Below are 16,110 nucleotides of genomic sequence, written 5' to 3' on the forward strand. Positions count from 1 at the left end.
CTTGGCGCACTAAGCGCTTTGAGCATGCTCTGCGTATAAAGTACACTAAGCGCAAAAATATCGGGCGTTTTCTTCTTTTCCAGCCCGGTGTTACTCAGGGGTTAATAATGACAGATATGACACAGGGCGTGACGCAAGACGCGGAACAGAATACCACCCACTTTGGCTTCAAGACCGTCGCTAAAGATGAGAAAGCCGGTATGGTTGCCAACGTCTTCCACAATGTGGCGGCAAAGTACGACATCATGAACGATGTGATGTCCATGGGTATTCACCGTATCTGGAAACGCTTTACCATTGATTGCAGTGGTGTGCGCCCAGGCCATCGTGTCCTCGACCTAGCTGGCGGTACTGGCGATCTGACGGCTAAATTCTCCCGCATCGTGGGTGAGAAAGGTCAGGTGGTGTTGGCAGACATCAACAACTCCATGTTGAATGTCGGTCGCGACAAACTGCGCGATCTGGGTATCGTCGGCAACGTGAATTACGTGCAGGCGAACGCAGAAGAGCTGCCATTCCCTGATAACCACTTTGATTGCATCACCATTGGCTTTGGTCTTCGTAACGTCACTGACAAAGACAAAGCACTGCGCTCAATGTACCGCGTACTGAAGCCGGGTGGCCGTCTGCTGGTGCTGGAATTCTCCAAGCCAATCGTTGAGCCGCTGTCAAAAGTCTATGATGCTTACTCTTTCCATCTGTTGCCGAAAATGGGCGAAATCATCGCGAATGACGGCGAAAGCTACCGTTATTTGGCTGAATCTATCCGCATGCACCCCGATCAGGACACTCTGAAAGGCATGATGGAAGAAGCAGGTTTCGAGCAAACCAAATACTTCAACCTGACCGGTGGTATTGTTGCCTTGCACCGCGGCTACAAATTCTAAGGGGTTGGGAATGCCATTAGACCCATTAGTCACCGCCGTTGTTGAGACCAGCTTAAACACTCTGCTCAAGCAGGATGTAGAGAGCCAACGTCGCTTAGCGAGACTCAAAGGCAAAGTGCTGCGTGTGCGCCTGACAGACATCAACAAGCAGTTGGTGTTTGTGTTCAGTCAGCAAATCGATGTACTGGCGGATTATGAAGGTGACGCAGATTGCGACTTGGCGTTGGCCATTTCCGTTGCGCCGCAGCTGAAAGACAAAGCCAACCTGACCAAACTCATCAAAGAAGACAAATTGCATCTGGACGGTGATATTGATGTCGCCCAGCAATTTTCCAATCTTCTGAACGGCCTTAACCCGGATATCGCAGAGTGGCTCTCGCATTACACCGGAGATGTGGTTGCTCACACCCTGGTTCGAGGTGCCCAGCAAGGATTGGCATTTCTCAAGCAGATGACCGAGCGTAACCAGCGCTATGTTGGTGAGCTGGTGGTCGAAGAGTGGCGACTGGCCCCGGGTGCGCTGGAAGTGGCCTACTTTGCCGATCAAGTCGATGATGTTCAGAGTCAGGCCTCCCGCCTGTCAGCCCGACTTGAAGCGTTCGAAAAGAAATTGGCTGAGGTGGAGAGCGCATGACACCCAGCGAAATCCGCCGCCTCTACAAAATTACCCAAGTCCAGCTCAGTTACGGGCTGGATGAGCTGTTGCCGGACCAGCCGATAACCCGTGGCCCGCAATTGATGCGCAAAATGCTGTTCTGGATGAAGAATCAACATTCTGACAAGCAACTCGGTGAGCGCCTGCGTTTGGCGCTTCAAGAGTTGGGCCCGGTGTGGATCAAGTTCGGCCAGATGATGTCGACCCGCCGAGATCTTTTTCCGCCTGCGATTGCTGACCAGCTTGCTTTGCTGCAGGATCAGGTTGAACCGTTTGATGGCAAGCTTGCCAAAGCGCAAATGGAAAAAGCCCTTGGGGGGCCGCTGGAAAACTGGTTTGACGATTTCAGCGAAACCCCGCTGGCATCTGCCTCGATTGCACAGGTCCACACTGCGACCTTGAAGGAAAACGGCCGGGAAGTCGTGCTCAAAGTGATTCGCCCCGACATCCTTCCTGTCATTCAGGCCGACATCAAACTCATGTACCGCATGGCGCGTATGGTCGCACGTTTCCTGCCGGAAGCAAGACGGTTAAAGCCAGTGGAAGTGGTACGAGAGTATGAAAAGACCTTGCTCGACGAGCTGGACTTGATGCGTGAAGCGGCCAATGCGATTCAGCTTCGCCGCAACTTTGAAAACGACCATATTCTCTATGTGCCGGAAGTGTTCAGCGATTACTGCCGCTCAAGCCTGATGGTGTCTGAGCGCATCTATGGTATTCAGGTGTCTGATATTGAAGGGTTGAAAGCCAACGGTACCGATCTCAAGCTTCTGGCTGAGCGCGGCGTGCAAGTCTTCTTCACCCAGGTGTTCCGAGACAGCTTCTTCCACGCAGACATGCACCCGGGCAATGTGTTCGTTTCCTATGAGCACCCGGAAGACCCGCAGTGGATTGGTCTGGATTGCGGTATTGTTGGTACGCTGAACCGTGAAGATAAGCGTTATCTGGCGGAAAACTTCCTCGCCTTCTTCAACCGTGACTACCGCAAAGTGGCCGAACTGCACGTCGATTCAGGCTGGGTGCCGCACGATACCAATGTCGATGAGTTCGAATTTGCTATCCGTACCGTGTGTGAGCCAATTTTCGAAAAGCCATTGTGCGATATTTCATTTGGGCATGTGCTGCTGAACTTGTTTAATACTGCGCGCCGCTTCAACATGGAAGTTCAGCCTCAGTTGGTTCTGCTGCAAAAAACACTGCTTTATGTGGAAGGGTTGGGGCGCCAACTTTATCCGCAACTGGATTTGTGGGATACCGCTAAGCCGTTCCTTGAAGATTGGATGTCACGTCAGGTAGGCCCTCAGGCTGTGATCAACGCCATCAAAGAAAGAGCGCCGTTCTGGGCGGAGAAACTGCCCGAGCTGCCAGAGCTGGTTTACGACAGCCTCAAGCAAGGCCGTCAGGTTAACCAACGAATGGATGCCATGTACCGCGAATTTATGCTGGCGCGTAAGCAGCAAAACCGAGCCCGTTTCCTGATGGGCGTTGGCGCTACGCTGCTGGTGACTTCTGCCATACTGTATAGCAATCAGGTAGAACTTTTACCTCAGTTGACCGGTGGCACCGCGCTGTTTAGCTGGTTATTTGCATGGCGCGCATTTAATAAGTGAAATTAAAGAAATAAGTTGTAACATTGAGGGGATAAACTCCGGTTACTTTTTTATTCACCACATAACGCAGAGGTAACACTAGCATGGGTGGTATTAGTATTTGGCAACTGCTGATCGTAGCAGTCATCGTTATTCTTCTGTTCGGAACCAAAAAGCTGCGTAACATCGGTGGCGACTTGGGTTCGGCGGTAAAAGGCTTCAAGAAAGCCATGTCTGATGAAGACAAAAAAGATGCTGATTTCGGCCAGGAAAAACTGGAAGAGAAAGGCAGCAACACAGCTCAAAAAAGCGAAGCGAAAGACAAAGAGCAGGCATAATCCGTGTTTGATATCGGTTTTTGGGAGCTGATCCTGATCGCCGTTGTCGGTCTGGTGGTGCTCGGCCCCGAACGTTTACCTGTGGCCATCCGCAATGTGTCCCGATGGGTGGGTGCGGCGCGTAGAATGGCAGGCTCCGTGAGAGATGAGCTCGAACAAGAGCTGAAAATCCAGGAGCTTCAGGAGAACCTGAAAAAAGCCGAGCAGATGGGTATGCAAAACCTGTCACCAGATCTGCAACAGTCTGTAGATGAGCTAAAAAAAGCAGCGGAAGATGTTCAGCGCCCTTACGCCCCGAAAAGCGAAAGTGAGCCTGCTGCAGACGCTGCCAATGCTTCCAGCCCAACCAAGGATAAAACCGAGTAAGGTTTTATCCGGGCTTCAGTTTTTGTCGAGAAACTATGTCATCTGTTGAAGATACCCAACCGCTCATCAGCCATCTTACCGAGCTGAGAGATCGTCTGCTGCGTGCATTGCTGGCTGTGCTGGTGGTGTTCCTGGCGCTGGTTTACTTTGCCAACGACATCTATACCTTCATTTCCGAGCCACTGGTTTCCCAGTTGCCGGAAGGTACCAGCATGATTGCGACGGATGTGGCCTCGCCCTTCTTCACGCCCATCAAGCTGACCTTGGTGGTGTCGGTGTTTGTTGCAGTGCCGATGATCCTCTATCAGGTTTGGGCATTTATTGCCCCGGGTCTGTACAAACATGAAAAGCGCCTGATATTCCCGCTGTTAGCCTCCAGCTCACTGCTGTTTTACTGCGGTGTGGCATTTGCCTACTTCGTGGTTTTCCCGCTGGTGTTTGGCTTTTTTACCTCGATTGCCCCGGTAGATGTTCAGATAGCCACAGACATTGCCAGCTATCTGGATTTCATTCTGGCACTGTTTATGGCCTTCGGCCTGGCGTTTGAGATCCCGGTAGCGATTTTGCTGCTGACCTGGACGGGTGCGGTAGAGCCTGATGATCTGCGCAAGAAGCGCCCATACATCGTCGTCGCGGCGTTTGTGGTCGGTATGCTGCTGACACCACCAGACATCATTTCACAGACGCTTCTGGCGATCCCTATGTGTCTGCTGTTTGAAGTCGGTCTTTTCTTCTCCCGCTTCTACAAACCGCGCGGCGAGGAAAACGAAGAGAATGAAGAGCAAAGCCAGGATTAATCTGAGCGAGTGCTGAACCAGAAAGCCAGTGATACACTGGCTTTTTTCTTATTCATATCAAAATGAAAAGGATTGAGCGTGATTGATATTGGGGTGAACCTCACCAGCAGCCAGTTCGACAAAGACAGAGAAGACGTTGTGTCGCGCGCTAAAGAAGCCGGTATCAGTGCCATGGTGCTGACAGGGACGGATCTGGAATCCAGCCCAGAGGCTGCCGCTATGGCCGCATCTATGCCGGGTTTTGCGTTTTCCACTGCCGGGGTTCATCCCCACGATGCCAAAACCGTGGACGATTTGACGCTGCCGTCTATCCGCGCTTTAGCCAATGAGCCTCAGGTGGTAGCCATTGGAGAGTGCGGGCTCGACTTTAACCGCGACTTTTCACCAAGGCCGCAGCAAGAAGCGGTGTTTGAAGCGCATCTTAAACTCGCCGTTGAGCTTAACATGCCAGTGTTTCTTCATTGCCGTGACGCCCATGAGCGCTTTATGGCGATTCTGATGCCTTACCTCGATAAATTGCCTGGCGCCGTGCTGCACTGCTTTACGGGCTCTGAGGATGAGCTAAAAGCATGCTTGGAAGCTGGGCTTTATATCGGCATTACCGGCTGGGTGTGCGATGAAAGGCGCGGTGAAGCCTTGCGTGCCATTGTGCCACTCATCCCGGACGACAAGCTGATGATTGAAACCGATGCACCGTATCTTTTGCCGCGGGATCTCAAGCCAAAACCCAAATCCCGTCGAAATGAACCCTGCTATTTGCCTCATATTGCATCAGAAATTGCTGCATTACGTCAGCAGGACACTGAGCAGTTGATCACACAAACCACCCTCAACACCCGTCGATTCTTTGGACTGTAACCGCTATGATGCTGTCAAAGCTCAAGCACTTGGATTAAGGAGGATACCGTGACCGTATCCATTCAGGGCGCGTTTCCGGCCCGTCGTATGCGCCGTCTGCGCAAGCATGATTTCAGCCGCCGCCTGATGGCGGAAAACCAGCTTTCCGCCAGCGATCTGATTTACCCGATGTTCATTTTGATGGGGAAAAACCGTCGTGAAGCGATAGAGTCGATGCCGGGCATTGAGCGTTTGTCCATCGATCTCATGCTGTACGAAGCAGAATATCTGGCAAAACTGGGCGTACCTGCGATTGCCTTGTTCCCTGTTGTGCCGAAAGAATTCAAATCAGCCACTGCTGACGAGGCGCATAACCCGGAAGGTTTGGTGCAGCGCGCCGTGCGTTTGCTGAAAGAACACGTACCACAAATGGGCGTGATCACTGATGTCGCACTCGACCCATACACCTTGTCGGGCCAGGATGGTCTGACCGACGAAGACGGTTATGTGCTTAATGACGAAACCACTCAGGTGCTTATCCAGCAGGCCTTGTCCCATGCGGAAGCTGGCGCTGATATCGTGGCACCGTCAGATATGATGGACGGCCGCATCGGTGCTATCCGTGAAGCGCTGGAGGAAGCGGGTTACATTCACACCCAAATCATGGCGTACTCGGCGAAGTATGCGTCGGCTTACTACGGCCCATTCCGTGATGCGGTCGGCTCGGCGGCTAACCTCAAAGGCGGCGACAAGAAAACCTATCAGATGGATCCGGCCAACAGCGATGAAGCGATCCATGAAGTGGCAATGGACGTGAATGAAGGCGCAGACATGGTGATGGTCAAACCTGGCATGCCTTACCTTGACGTGGTTCGCCGTGTGAAGACGGAGCTTAAGGTGCCGACGTTTGCGTACCAGGTTTCTGGCGAGTACGCGATGCACAAAGCGGCGTCCATGAATGGTTGGCTTGATGAGCGTAAAACCGTGATGGAATCCTTGATGTGTTTCAAGCGCGCTGGTGCAGACGGCATCCTGACGTACTTTGCCAAAGACGTAGCACGTTGGCTGGCCGAAGAGCAGCAGATGGAAATTCCTGATCTGCCTAATCAGGAAGAGGCTGAATAAGCCTGCCTCCAATGAAAAAATGCCAGCGACTTGCTGGCATTTTTGTCTCTGGACGATGGAGTTTTTCATTAAGGCGCGACATTTCGCTTAATCGGATTTTGCAGGGAAATCAGGGTTTCTGTTGATTGCACCTCATCAATCGCCTGAAGCTTATCAATCAGCACGTATTGCAACTCTTCAATTGAACGGCACATCAGTTTGACGAAGATGTTATAGGCGCCCGTAGTGTAATAAGCTTCCACCACTTCATCGAGCTGTTGAAGCTTTTCCAGCGCCGAGTGGTAGTCCCGCGCGGCATAGAGATTTATGCCGATAAAACAGCACACGTCATAGCCCAGTGCTTTGGTGTTCACCAAAACTTCGGTGCCGGTGATGATGCCCGCCGATTTCATCTTTTCAACCCGCACGTGCACTGTGGCCGGGCTGACAGAAAAACGTTTCCCCATCTCCGCGTAGGGCACTTTGGCATCCGCCATCAGGGTTCGTAGAATTTGGCGATCTAAATCATCTAATTTTGCAATTTCATTCATAGCGATTCACTAAACTCCATGTTACCCGCAGTTTCCGTGCATGAAACTTGACCAATTGATAGCCTTCCCAATACCGTGTGGTACAACTGATACAGAATTAAGACAGCTCAACTTCATTCTATGCGCCAAATATTTAAGTGGCTTTTTGTTACTGTTCTCTTTCTTCAAAGCGGCGCAGCACTAGCAGCCTATCAGGTTCTCGCCATTCATTCCTACCATCCGGACTTTTTCTGGACGGAATCCATTGTACGTGGAATCGAGAAGGGTGTTGAAGGGCAGGACATTGTTGTTGAGCATACCTATCTTGATACCAAGAGAATCCAATCCCCTGATTATCATGAAGAGCTGAAACGTCTCTATCTTACCCGCCTTGAAGAGCATCAATACGATGCCGTGCTGACCACAGATAATGCCGCGCTCTGGCTAGTCAACGAACTCTCTGATGAAATTGGCAATGTGCCCGTGGTGTTTTCCGGTTTGAACAGTGCTAGTCTCGAGCCGTATCAGAACATTAATATGCTCGGTGGTGTTGAAGAATTGATTAACGTGCCGGCCAACGTGTCGTTGATCAAAAACCTTCACCCTGACACTGAGCGTGTTTGGCTCGCACTGGATGATGCTTATTCCAGCCGCCAGTACTGGCAGGCTATCTCACGTCAGTTGGACAGCGCCCCTGAGCTGGGTGTCGACATTCGCCGCATGCACAAAGTGAGCTTTGAGCAGTTGGTTGAGCAGAGCGCTGCGCTGGAAGAGGGCGATGTGATTCTGTTTGTCTCCTTCTTCAAAGATGCCAATGGCGATTTTATGGAGCATGGCGACTTGCTCACCAAGGTCACGCAAGCGACCACGGTGCCGGTTTACGGTGCGAACAGTTTTATGCTGCCTTACGGTATTGTTGGCGGCATCATGGTGGATGGCGAACACCATGGAAAGGTGCAGGCAGGTTTGCTGATTGAAGCGCTAAACAGTGGAGAAATGCCAAAGATTATTTCTGACGCCAATCAGCTTATCTTTGAATACGATGTCGCCAAAAAGCGTCATATCGACATAAGACAATTTCCTCAAGCCACCATCAACAACCAGCCTCCTTCTTTTTGGCAAGCCAACCGAGATGCAGTGCTAAGTAGCCTCGCCATCATGTTTATTGCCATGGTGATCATTGGCATTCTCACCAAGCACATGAACCGCCAGAAACAGGGTGAGCGGGCGCTGGCGCAAAGCCGGGCACTGTTCAAAGGTGTGTTTGATCAAAGCCATCAATACATTGCTTTGCTGGATTATCAAGGGCGTGTGATTTCTGCCAACGGTGCATTCCAGCGTTTGTTTCCTGAGTTTGGCAATCGCGGCTTCTTGCCACTGTGGCGTTGGTCGGAGTGGCTCAGTGCTGACAGACTTAAGCTTCACCTTGAATCCTTGATTGAAGGGCAGGCGAGCCGCTTTGAAGTTTGTCTTTTGTCCGAGCAGCAAAACGAAGTGATTCTGGACGTGGCGCTCAAAGCCTTGCCGGATCACAGCCATGCCGACGCGCAAATTCTGTTTGAGGCCCGCGATATCAGCCAGCGAAAACTGGCAGAGCAGAAGCTTCAGCGCAGTGAGGTGGAATACCGCATGCTCTATGAACAGCAGCCTGTAATGCTGCTGACCATTGATCAGCAATCGCGCATTCAATCCGTGAACCAGTGCACCACGGAGTGGCTAGGCTTTTCTAAACGCCATATGCTCGGGCACAAAGTGACAGACTTTTATGCCGACGGCAGCTTACCGCCGAGAAGCCTTTTGAACGGGAAAGATCGGGAGCGGTTCGGGATCCGTCGCCGTGAGATCCGCTACCGTACCAGTGATGGAAAAGAACGTTGGATTCGTGAAAGCATCCGCTCGACCCAGGTGCAATCCCAGCTTTTATTAGTGGGAGAGGACATCACGGAAAACCGCCGAATGGAGCAACAGCTTCGTTATCAGGCGCAACATGATTTCCTGACGGGCTTGCTGAACCGGAACTACTTTGAAGCCAGATTGGTTGATGTGCTGGGCACTTTGACTGAAAACGGTGCCACGCACGCCATGTTCTACATCGACCTGGATCAGTTCCGCGTGATTAACGACACCGTGGGTCATGAAGCAGGTGATGAAGCGCTCAAACAAACGGCGCAGGTTCTGCGTGAGTTGCTGCCTATTGGTGCGACGTTGGCACGTCTTGGTGGTGATGAGTTTGCGGTGATTTGTTATGACTGCAATGAGCAGGATGCGCTGGATCAGGGCAGGAAAATACTCGATACGCTGAGTGAGCTTGATTTCTATTGGAAGAATACCCGTCTTGCGTTGGGATGTTCTGTTGGCATCCGCATGCTGGATAAAACCGCGGGCACGCCTCAGCAGGTGCATGCTCAGGCTGATACAGCCTGTTATGCCGCCAAGCATGATGGCCGCAGCCGGGTTCACCTCTATCGCCCAGATGATCAGGAGCTGCGCCGTCATGAGCGGGAAATGTCCTTTGTCAGCAAAATTCATGCGGCACTGGCGGAAGACCGATTTGAAGTTTATGCCCAGCCGATTGTCAGCGTGACGTCCCGTCTGAAAGAAAAACTCTATTTCGAAGTCTTGGTGCGGATGCGCGACACCAAAGGGGAGAACGTGGCGCCGGGGCAATTCATTCCGGCTGCTGAGCGCTATAACATGGCGCATTTGATTGATAAGCGGGTGATTGAGAAAACTTTGGGGTGGTTTGAGCGTTACCCTGAATATGTCGATTCTGTGGGGATGGTATCGATTAACCTTTCCGGCCGCTCCATGAGCGATGAAGGTTTTATCCAGTTCCTGATTGAGGCGCTGAAAACCAGCACCATTCCAAGTACATCTATCAGTCTCGAAATCACGGAAACGGCGGCGATCGGCAACCTCAGTGATGCGATTGAGCTTTTCAAAAAGCTTAAACAGCTGGGCTGTACCATTGCGCTGGATGATTTTGGCTCTGGGCTTTCATCATTTGGTTATCTCAAGCGCCTTCCAGTCGACATCATCAAGATTGATGGTCAGTTTGTGCGGGACATTGCTGAAGATGAAACTGACTATGTGATGGTACGGGCGATTCACCAATTGGCGACCCAGATGGGCAAGAAAACCGTGGCAGAGTTTGTCGAAAATGATGCCATCTTGATGCGTCTGCGTTCCCTCGGTGTGGATTATGCCCAAGGTTATTATTTCAGTGTGCCGAAGCCGATGGAGCAGCTTATCCTCGAAGCGGCGGCCGATGAAAAAGAAGCGGCGCTCTAGGGGCTGTTGACCTTTGGTGATGATTTTTGCAGCAGTTTGTGGGGATTTTATGCAAGGCAGAGGCTTCGATATGTAGCTAGCCTACATGAGAAGCCGATAACGCAGCAGAAATTCCCCACAAACGCTGCCCGAAGGGTTCGACTGCGCGTCCCGTACTCTAAGCGTTTTATGCTTTGTTGAGGTGTATTTGCTTAGAATGACTAGGCGGCACACACCTCGCCGCGCCTAAAACGCTTATAGCGAGAACAAAATTTAACCACCAAAGGTCAACAGCCTCTACAAGGGCCGCGCCCAGCTTTCTATTTCTCCTCAAACCTCATCCTTTCGTTATATACTCACGGCGAATATTACGCCGGAGAACCCAGGTGCAGATAGCTTTAACCTGCGAAGCGCCAGAACGCGCTGACATCCTTAACCAGATTGCTAACCGTTGGGGACTGACCCACGATGAGAACGCCCTGTTTGCGTTGGTACTGACCGAAAATCAATTGGAGCTTCGAAAGCTGGACGAGCCAAAGCTCGGCGCGGTTTTCGTCGATTTGGTTGGCGGTGCTGTTGGTCATCGCCGTAAATTCGGGGGCGGAAAAGGGCAGTCGATTGCTAAAGCAGTCGGACTCAACAAAGGGGCAACGCCAACGGTATTGGATGCCACAGCAGGATTGGGGCGCGATGCTTTTGTGTTGGCTTCTCTTGGCTGTAAGGTACAGATGGTTGAGCGTCATCCTGTGGTTGCGGCATTGTTGGATGATGGCCTTGCCCGTGCCAAAGTGGATCCGGAAATCGGCGGTTGGGTGAGCGAGCGCATGTCGCTTCTGCATGCTTCAAGCCACGACGCACTGGTGAAGCTTGTTAACGACGAAAATCTGGAACGCCCGGATGTGGTGTATCTCGACCCCATGTACCCGCACAAGAAAAAGTCAGCATTAGTGAAAAAAGAGATGCGTGTTTTCCAGTCGCTGGTAGGCGCAGATGATGACGCAGATGGTCTGTATGAGCCAGCTTATACACTGGCGACCAAACGTGTGGTGGTCAAGCGTCCGGATTATGCCGAGTTTCTGGCTGGCAAAACGCCGTCGACTCAAATTGAAACCAAGAAGAACCGCTTTGACGTCTATGTGAAAGCCGCGATGCGATAGTCTCCATCACCAAAGGTCAACAGACCCAGATTCCTCTCCGCCAGAAACCAAAACGCCTCCGAAGCGGAGGCGTGGGGTGCAAAGGGTAGGATTACTCCATACCTTTAACCAGCAGAACTGTCAGTAGACCAGTAACAACTGAAACCAACAGGCCTGACACCAGGATCCAAGGTAACATATCCATGATGGGCGGGCTCACTTTCAAAAGGGATTGGCAAAGCCGATGCCATTTGTTGATCACTCTGGCTGATGAAAGCCTACGAATTGATTAACAACTGAAACCGGCAAAATATAATTTGTTACGCCCCTATTTGATAACAGCTACTTTGTCTTAACAATGGCTGGTAAATAGCAGTTAATCATTATTAACAGCTTGAAACAACTTGGGTTGTTTTTGAGTCTGAGTGCGAAAATCGTGAATAAAAAAACGCCCTTTTGGGCGTTTTTTGTGCGCGAAATGTTTCACTCTTTGTGAGGCAGCGCAAGCTTGAGGGCTTCGCGGGAAAGGCTGTTGGCTGCGCCGGATTCGTTAAGTTTTTCTAACGTATCGACTAGCCAAGCGTAATCGGTCACATCGGGGCGAATTTCCAACGCTTTTTCAAAGTGAGTACGAGCCTCTGTCCATTTTCCTTCACGGAAGTAGAGCTGACCCAATGCGCTGTGTGTCACCGGGTTATTCTCGTTGTAGCGCAGCAGCTCCTGAAGTTTGAGAATAGCCGGATGGTAATCAGGCAGCTTCAGTTCAGGCACCAGAGAAATCAAGGTTTCATCAGGATGCTTTTTCAGGTTTTCACGCAGAATGATGTAAGCCTCTGAATCGGCATGACGTGAAATCAGCTGTTTGACCAAGCAAGCGATCAGCTTAGGTTGTTGACGTGCTGCGCGGCTTAGGCTGTTCCAGTGCGCCAGAAGGCCGTCGCTGCCTTTCTGTGTCGCGATGTGAGCCATCAGGCCACATTCGGCTTTCTGTTCCAGCTTTTCTGCTTCCGTTTCAGTTACGGCTTTCACACGTTTCAGTGATGGCATCAAACGCAGCAGAGCTTGCCAGTCCTGAAGCTGTAGGTAGGTATCTTTCAGTAAATTCAGCAGAATCGGGTTGCGTGGATTGGCATCGACCAACCCTTGAAGGCTCGCGAGCGCTTCTTCATATTGGCCTTGGCGGAATTGCAGCTTGGCGCGGGTCAGTGAGGTTGCCAGACGATCAGTCCCGAAATCCGATGCTTGTTGCAAGTAACGGTCACGGCTGTCCACGTCGCCACGGCCTTGCGCTGCTTCTGCTGCCGCCAGGTAGTTCAGTAAAGGGGCATCGCTGTGGGTTGCACCTTTCATCACCAGCTTTTCAGATTGCTTCCAGTCACCTTCTAGCAGTTTCAGCAAGCCATCATTGGTCAGCGCGCGTGCTTTCTTACTCTTACGGCCGGAAAACCAGCCGCGGGTGGAGCTTGAAAGCGAGAAGATTTTGCGAATGAGCCATTCAAGGATGAACAGTGCAGCAAAAGCGAACACCACCAGAATAATGAGCGTGGATACACTCATCTCGATGGTTTGGTTGGCCGCAGAAATCAGCACATAACCCTGATTACCCGCCAGATCCGGCCCGACAATCAGGCCTGCAATCAGCGCGATAACCAGCAGGAGAATTTTAATCATTAGTTATTCTCCCCGGTTTGCAGTGGCGCTAAATCGCGGCGCAGACGGTCAGCCAGCATGTCACTAATCAGTGCTTGGCTCTCCAGTGCCTCAGGGTAGCTGACTTCAATAGTCTGCTGGCTGAGGTTGGTCAGGGTCGCAACGAAGCTCTTGGTAATGTCAGCGTCTTGATTGTAGAAACGCTCTGCCCACTCCTTCGCAGTTTTCAGTGACTCCGCATACAGGCGGCCATTCTCGCGATATACCGAGGTTACCGCCTGATCCAGTTTTGCCTTGAGGTTTTCCTGCAGGTAGAAAGTTTGTGCCGGTGTCAGCAGTGGTACCACATCGCCTTCGCGCTTGCGGTAGGTGATGAACTGACCGACGAAATCACTGAAAGAGGCTTTCAGGTTTTGCTGCCAGTCGTCGACATTGCCAGAAACCTGCTGCGGCGCCACTTCCTCTGCTTCTGGCATGATGGCGTTAGCCAGCGGCAGTTTGTCGACTTCCTGTTGAAGCGAGTTCAGGCGAAGCACGATACCGTCGCGGTCAATGCGCTTCACGGCTTTCAATTGCTGGATGTCTTTTGCCATCGCCTGACGAACAGGTGTCAGCGACGGGTCATTAAGCTCAGCAATGCGCTGATCGGCATTTTGCATCAGTGTGGTGGCTGTCAGTACATCGTGTTCCAGCCAAAGCTTACGTGCGGCCTGATTCACCAGGTAATCCGCTTCTGCTAACAGCCAGTCATTGGGACGACGGCCTTTCACATCAGCCAGCGCTGATTGCAGGCTCTGAATGGTGGTGTCCTGCTGTTCAATCAGCACTTGAGTATCCTGCACGGCTTTTTTCACGGCTTCCTGGCTTTGCTTTTCGCTGTCAGCCAGCGCCGATTTCAGTGAGCTAATTTCATCCGTCAATGCAGAGATGTTGGCTGTGAGCTGTTGGCTTTGCTGGTGGCCGTGATAGTACAGGCCGCCGCCGAGGGCAATCACCAACACAATGGCAACCACAGAAAGTTTGTTGCCACCTTTTTTCTCTTGGGTGGCAGGGGGCGGCGTTGCCGCGTTTTTGTCACTGGCCGGCGTATCAGCAGGCGTGGACTTGGCAGCGGATTTGTCGGTCGCAGAAGGCTTACCGCTTTGCTTGGAAGACGATGGCGTTTCCTTGCCGGTAGGGGATGCTGGCGCCGACGTGTCTTTATCCGTGCCTGAAGTCTTATTGTTGTCTGTCATCCGAATGTCCCGAGTTAATCATCTCGTTTAACGCGTGAAACAGGGCGTGATTGGAGGCGCTGTTTACGCAGCTGATTGCATTAAAACCAAGGCCAATTGCTTGATTGTAAATCCGTTTGCTTGGCACCAGTATATGGCATTCTCGTAACCATTGCTGGTCACACTCTGAGATTGTCTGGCACAAAAGCGAAAGTTGTTCGCCACTGGTGATGACCAAGGTATCGACATTTTCCGCCCGCCATTGCATAGCCAGTGATGATAGGGACTCACTGGTCCAATGTCGTTGATAGGCTTCAAAATAGCGCACCTTGGCGCCGTGATTTGTCAGGGTATCGCCCAAAAGTGCCCGTCCGCCGTTGCCACGCAAGATCACGACCTGAAGACTTTCCGGCTTTTCGAAAACAGACAAGGACACCATGCCTTCGCTGTCTTCTGTCGATGGCTGAATCGCATCCACACCGCTTTTGGCTTTCCAGACTTGTGCTGTTTTTTCTCCGACTGCCACATAATGCAGATCGTCACGCCAGGTGGCGTTTTCGTCCTGAAGTTGTTGATGGGCGTATTCAATCGCGCGGGGACTCACTGCCACGACAACGCTGTGTGGAGGGAGTGTATTAAGGCATTGAGTCAGAGAGGCAAGATCGTTTCCAGCGGAAAAAGACAATAAAGGCGCGGGAAGCGCCTTTATTCCTGATTGGTTCAGCGTTTCAGCAAGTTCATAGCAGGCAGGTGCGGGGCGCACCACCAGTACGATCATACTTCGTCCTGATACAGTTTTTCCAGAATCACGCGCGCACCATCTTCAAGCAGCTGTTCAGCAAGGCCAGTTCCCAGCTCTTCCGCTTTTTCAAGTGGGCCCGTCACTTCACCGCTGACGATTTTGCTGCCATCCGGCTCGCCTACCAGTGCGCGCAGATGGATTTGGTCGCCGTGGATTTCTGCGTAGCTGCCAATCGGTACCTGACACCCGCCCATCAGGCGGTTGTTCATCGCACGCTCACACAGCACGCGGTAAGTGGTGTTGGCATCGGCCAATGGTTCCAGCAGCGCACGGACGCGTTCATCATCCACACGGCACTCAATACCAACTGCGCCTTGGCCAACCGCTGGCAGAATTTCTTCCGGTTCAATTTCATTGCGGATACGGTCGTGAAGATTGAGACGTTTCAGACCTGCCGATGCAAGAATAATGGCGTCGTATTCACCGTTATCGAGCTTACCCAGACGGGTGCCGACGTTGCCGCGCAGATCTTTCACCACCAAATCAGGGCGCTTGGCACGAACCTGACATTGGCGGCGAAGGCTTGATGTACCGACAACCGCACCTTCTGGCAGTGCATCGATACTTGCATAATTGTTGGAAACAAAGGCGTCACGAGGGTCTTCACGCTCACAGATAGTGACCAGCCCGAGCCCTTCAGGAAACTCTACAGGCACGTCTTTCATGGAATGGACCGCAATGTCTGCACGACCATCCAACATTGCTTGCTCCAGCTCTTTCACGAACAATCCTTTGCCGCCAACTTTGGCCAGTGGAGTGTCGAGAATGATGTCGCCTTTGGTCACCATAGGAACCAGCTCCACAACCAAACCCGGGTGGGTTTCTTCCAGAGCGGCTTTGACAAATTCAGCCTGCCACAGGGCAAGTGGGCTCTGGCGGGTGGCGATGCGGATGGGTGTTGAAGTCATAGTTGCGTCCATTTGATTTGCTTACGC

Annotated in this window: 15 protein-coding genes; 10 read left to right on the plus strand and 5 right to left on the minus strand. The window is 51.9% G+C overall.

Features of this window, described 5'->3' with window-relative positions; translation table 11 throughout:
* Positions 1-107: 107 nt before the first annotated feature.
* The 8 genes from ubiE to hemB all read left to right on the plus strand — a co-directional run bounded on the left by ubiE (position 108) and on the right by hemB (position 6,594).
* The gene (ubiE, locus tag G5S52_RS19000; RefSeq protein WP_039850464.1) at positions 108-887 is read left to right on the plus strand and encodes a bifunctional demethylmenaquinone methyltransferase/2-methoxy-6-polyprenyl-1,4-benzoquinol methylase UbiE; all 780 of its coding nucleotides are present in this window, start codon (positions 108-110) and stop codon (positions 885-887) included.
* Between the two features lie 10 nt (positions 888-897).
* Positions 898-1,521, plus strand: a complete 624-nt coding sequence (locus tag G5S52_RS19005) for a ubiquinone biosynthesis accessory factor UbiJ (RefSeq protein WP_165017411.1) — start codon at positions 898-900, stop codon at positions 1,519-1,521.
* On the plus strand, positions 1,518-3,152 hold the full coding sequence (gene ubiB / locus G5S52_RS19010) for a ubiquinone biosynthesis regulatory protein kinase UbiB (protein ID WP_165017414.1): 1,635 nt from the start codon (positions 1,518-1,520) through the stop codon (positions 3,150-3,152). The genes G5S52_RS19005 and ubiB overlap by 4 nt, the downstream gene beginning before the upstream one ends.
* A gap of 83 nt (positions 3,153-3,235) precedes the next feature.
* The gene (tatA, locus tag G5S52_RS19015) at positions 3,236-3,469 is read left to right on the plus strand and encodes a Sec-independent protein translocase subunit TatA (RefSeq protein WP_002541584.1); all 234 of its coding nucleotides are present in this window, start codon (positions 3,236-3,238) and stop codon (positions 3,467-3,469) included.
* Between the two features lie 3 nt (positions 3,470-3,472).
* Positions 3,473-3,835 (plus strand): Sec-independent protein translocase protein TatB, encoded by a 363-nt coding sequence (gene tatB / locus G5S52_RS19020; RefSeq protein ID WP_002541582.1) that lies wholly within the window; start codon positions 3,473-3,475, stop codon positions 3,833-3,835.
* A 35-nt stretch (positions 3,836-3,870) separates the two neighbouring features.
* A complete protein-coding gene (tatC, locus tag G5S52_RS19025; protein WP_165017419.1) occupies positions 3,871-4,632 on the plus strand; it encodes a Sec-independent protein translocase subunit TatC in 762 nt (253 codons plus the stop codon).
* A gap of 78 nt (positions 4,633-4,710) precedes the next feature.
* Positions 4,711-5,490 (plus strand): 3'-5' ssDNA/RNA exonuclease TatD, encoded by a 780-nt coding sequence (gene tatD / locus G5S52_RS19030; protein ID WP_165017421.1) that lies wholly within the window; start codon positions 4,711-4,713, stop codon positions 5,488-5,490.
* 48 nt (positions 5,491-5,538) lie between these two features.
* A complete protein-coding gene (gene hemB, locus G5S52_RS19035; RefSeq protein ID WP_002541579.1) occupies positions 5,539-6,594 on the plus strand; it encodes a porphobilinogen synthase in 1,056 nt (351 codons plus the stop codon).
* A gap of 68 nt (positions 6,595-6,662) precedes the next feature.
* Here hemB and asnC read toward each other — a convergent pair whose 3' ends face one another.
* Positions 6,663-7,124 carry a transcriptional regulator AsnC gene (asnC, locus tag G5S52_RS19040; RefSeq protein WP_002541578.1) on the minus strand — a complete coding sequence of 154 codons (462 nt, stop codon included), beginning with the start codon at positions 7,122-7,124 and terminating at the stop codon, positions 6,663-6,665.
* 120 nt (positions 7,125-7,244) lie between these two features.
* Here asnC and G5S52_RS19045 point away from each other — a divergent pair, with 120 nt between their 5' ends.
* On the plus strand, positions 7,245-10,394 hold the full coding sequence (locus tag G5S52_RS19045) for an EAL domain-containing protein (RefSeq protein ID WP_165017424.1): 3,150 nt from the start codon (positions 7,245-7,247) through the stop codon (positions 10,392-10,394).
* Between the two features lie 365 nt (positions 10,395-10,759).
* Entirely contained in the window at positions 10,760-11,530 is a 771-nt protein-coding gene (locus tag G5S52_RS19050) for a class I SAM-dependent methyltransferase (RefSeq protein ID WP_165017427.1), read from the plus strand.
* A gap of 462 nt (positions 11,531-11,992) precedes the next feature.
* Here the strand turns inward: G5S52_RS19050 and G5S52_RS19055 are convergent, their stop codons facing one another.
* The 4 genes from G5S52_RS19055 to hemC are packed head-to-tail and all read right to left on the minus strand — an operon-like array spanning position 11,993 to position 16,083.
* Positions 11,993-13,180 (minus strand): heme biosynthesis HemY N-terminal domain-containing protein, encoded by a 1,188-nt coding sequence (locus G5S52_RS19055; protein WP_165017430.1) that lies wholly within the window; start codon positions 13,178-13,180, stop codon positions 11,993-11,995.
* On the minus strand, positions 13,180-14,394 hold the full coding sequence (locus tag G5S52_RS19060) for a uroporphyrinogen-III C-methyltransferase (RefSeq protein WP_165017433.1): 1,215 nt from the start codon (positions 14,392-14,394) through the stop codon (positions 13,180-13,182). Before G5S52_RS19060 ends, G5S52_RS19055 begins: the two co-directional genes overlap by 1 nt.
* A complete protein-coding gene (locus G5S52_RS19065; RefSeq protein ID WP_165017436.1) occupies positions 14,378-15,151 on the minus strand; it encodes a uroporphyrinogen-III synthase in 774 nt (257 codons plus the stop codon). The genes G5S52_RS19060 and G5S52_RS19065 overlap by 17 nt, the downstream gene beginning before the upstream one ends.
* Entirely contained in the window at positions 15,148-16,083 is a 936-nt protein-coding gene (gene hemC / locus G5S52_RS19070) for a hydroxymethylbilane synthase (protein WP_165017439.1), read from the minus strand. The genes G5S52_RS19065 and hemC overlap by 4 nt, the downstream gene beginning before the upstream one ends.
* Positions 16,084-16,110: the final 27 nt, after the last annotated feature.

The organism is Grimontia sedimenti (assembly GCF_011045095.1).
Classification (GTDB): domain Bacteria; phylum Pseudomonadota; class Gammaproteobacteria; order Enterobacterales; family Vibrionaceae; genus Enterovibrio; species Enterovibrio sedimenti.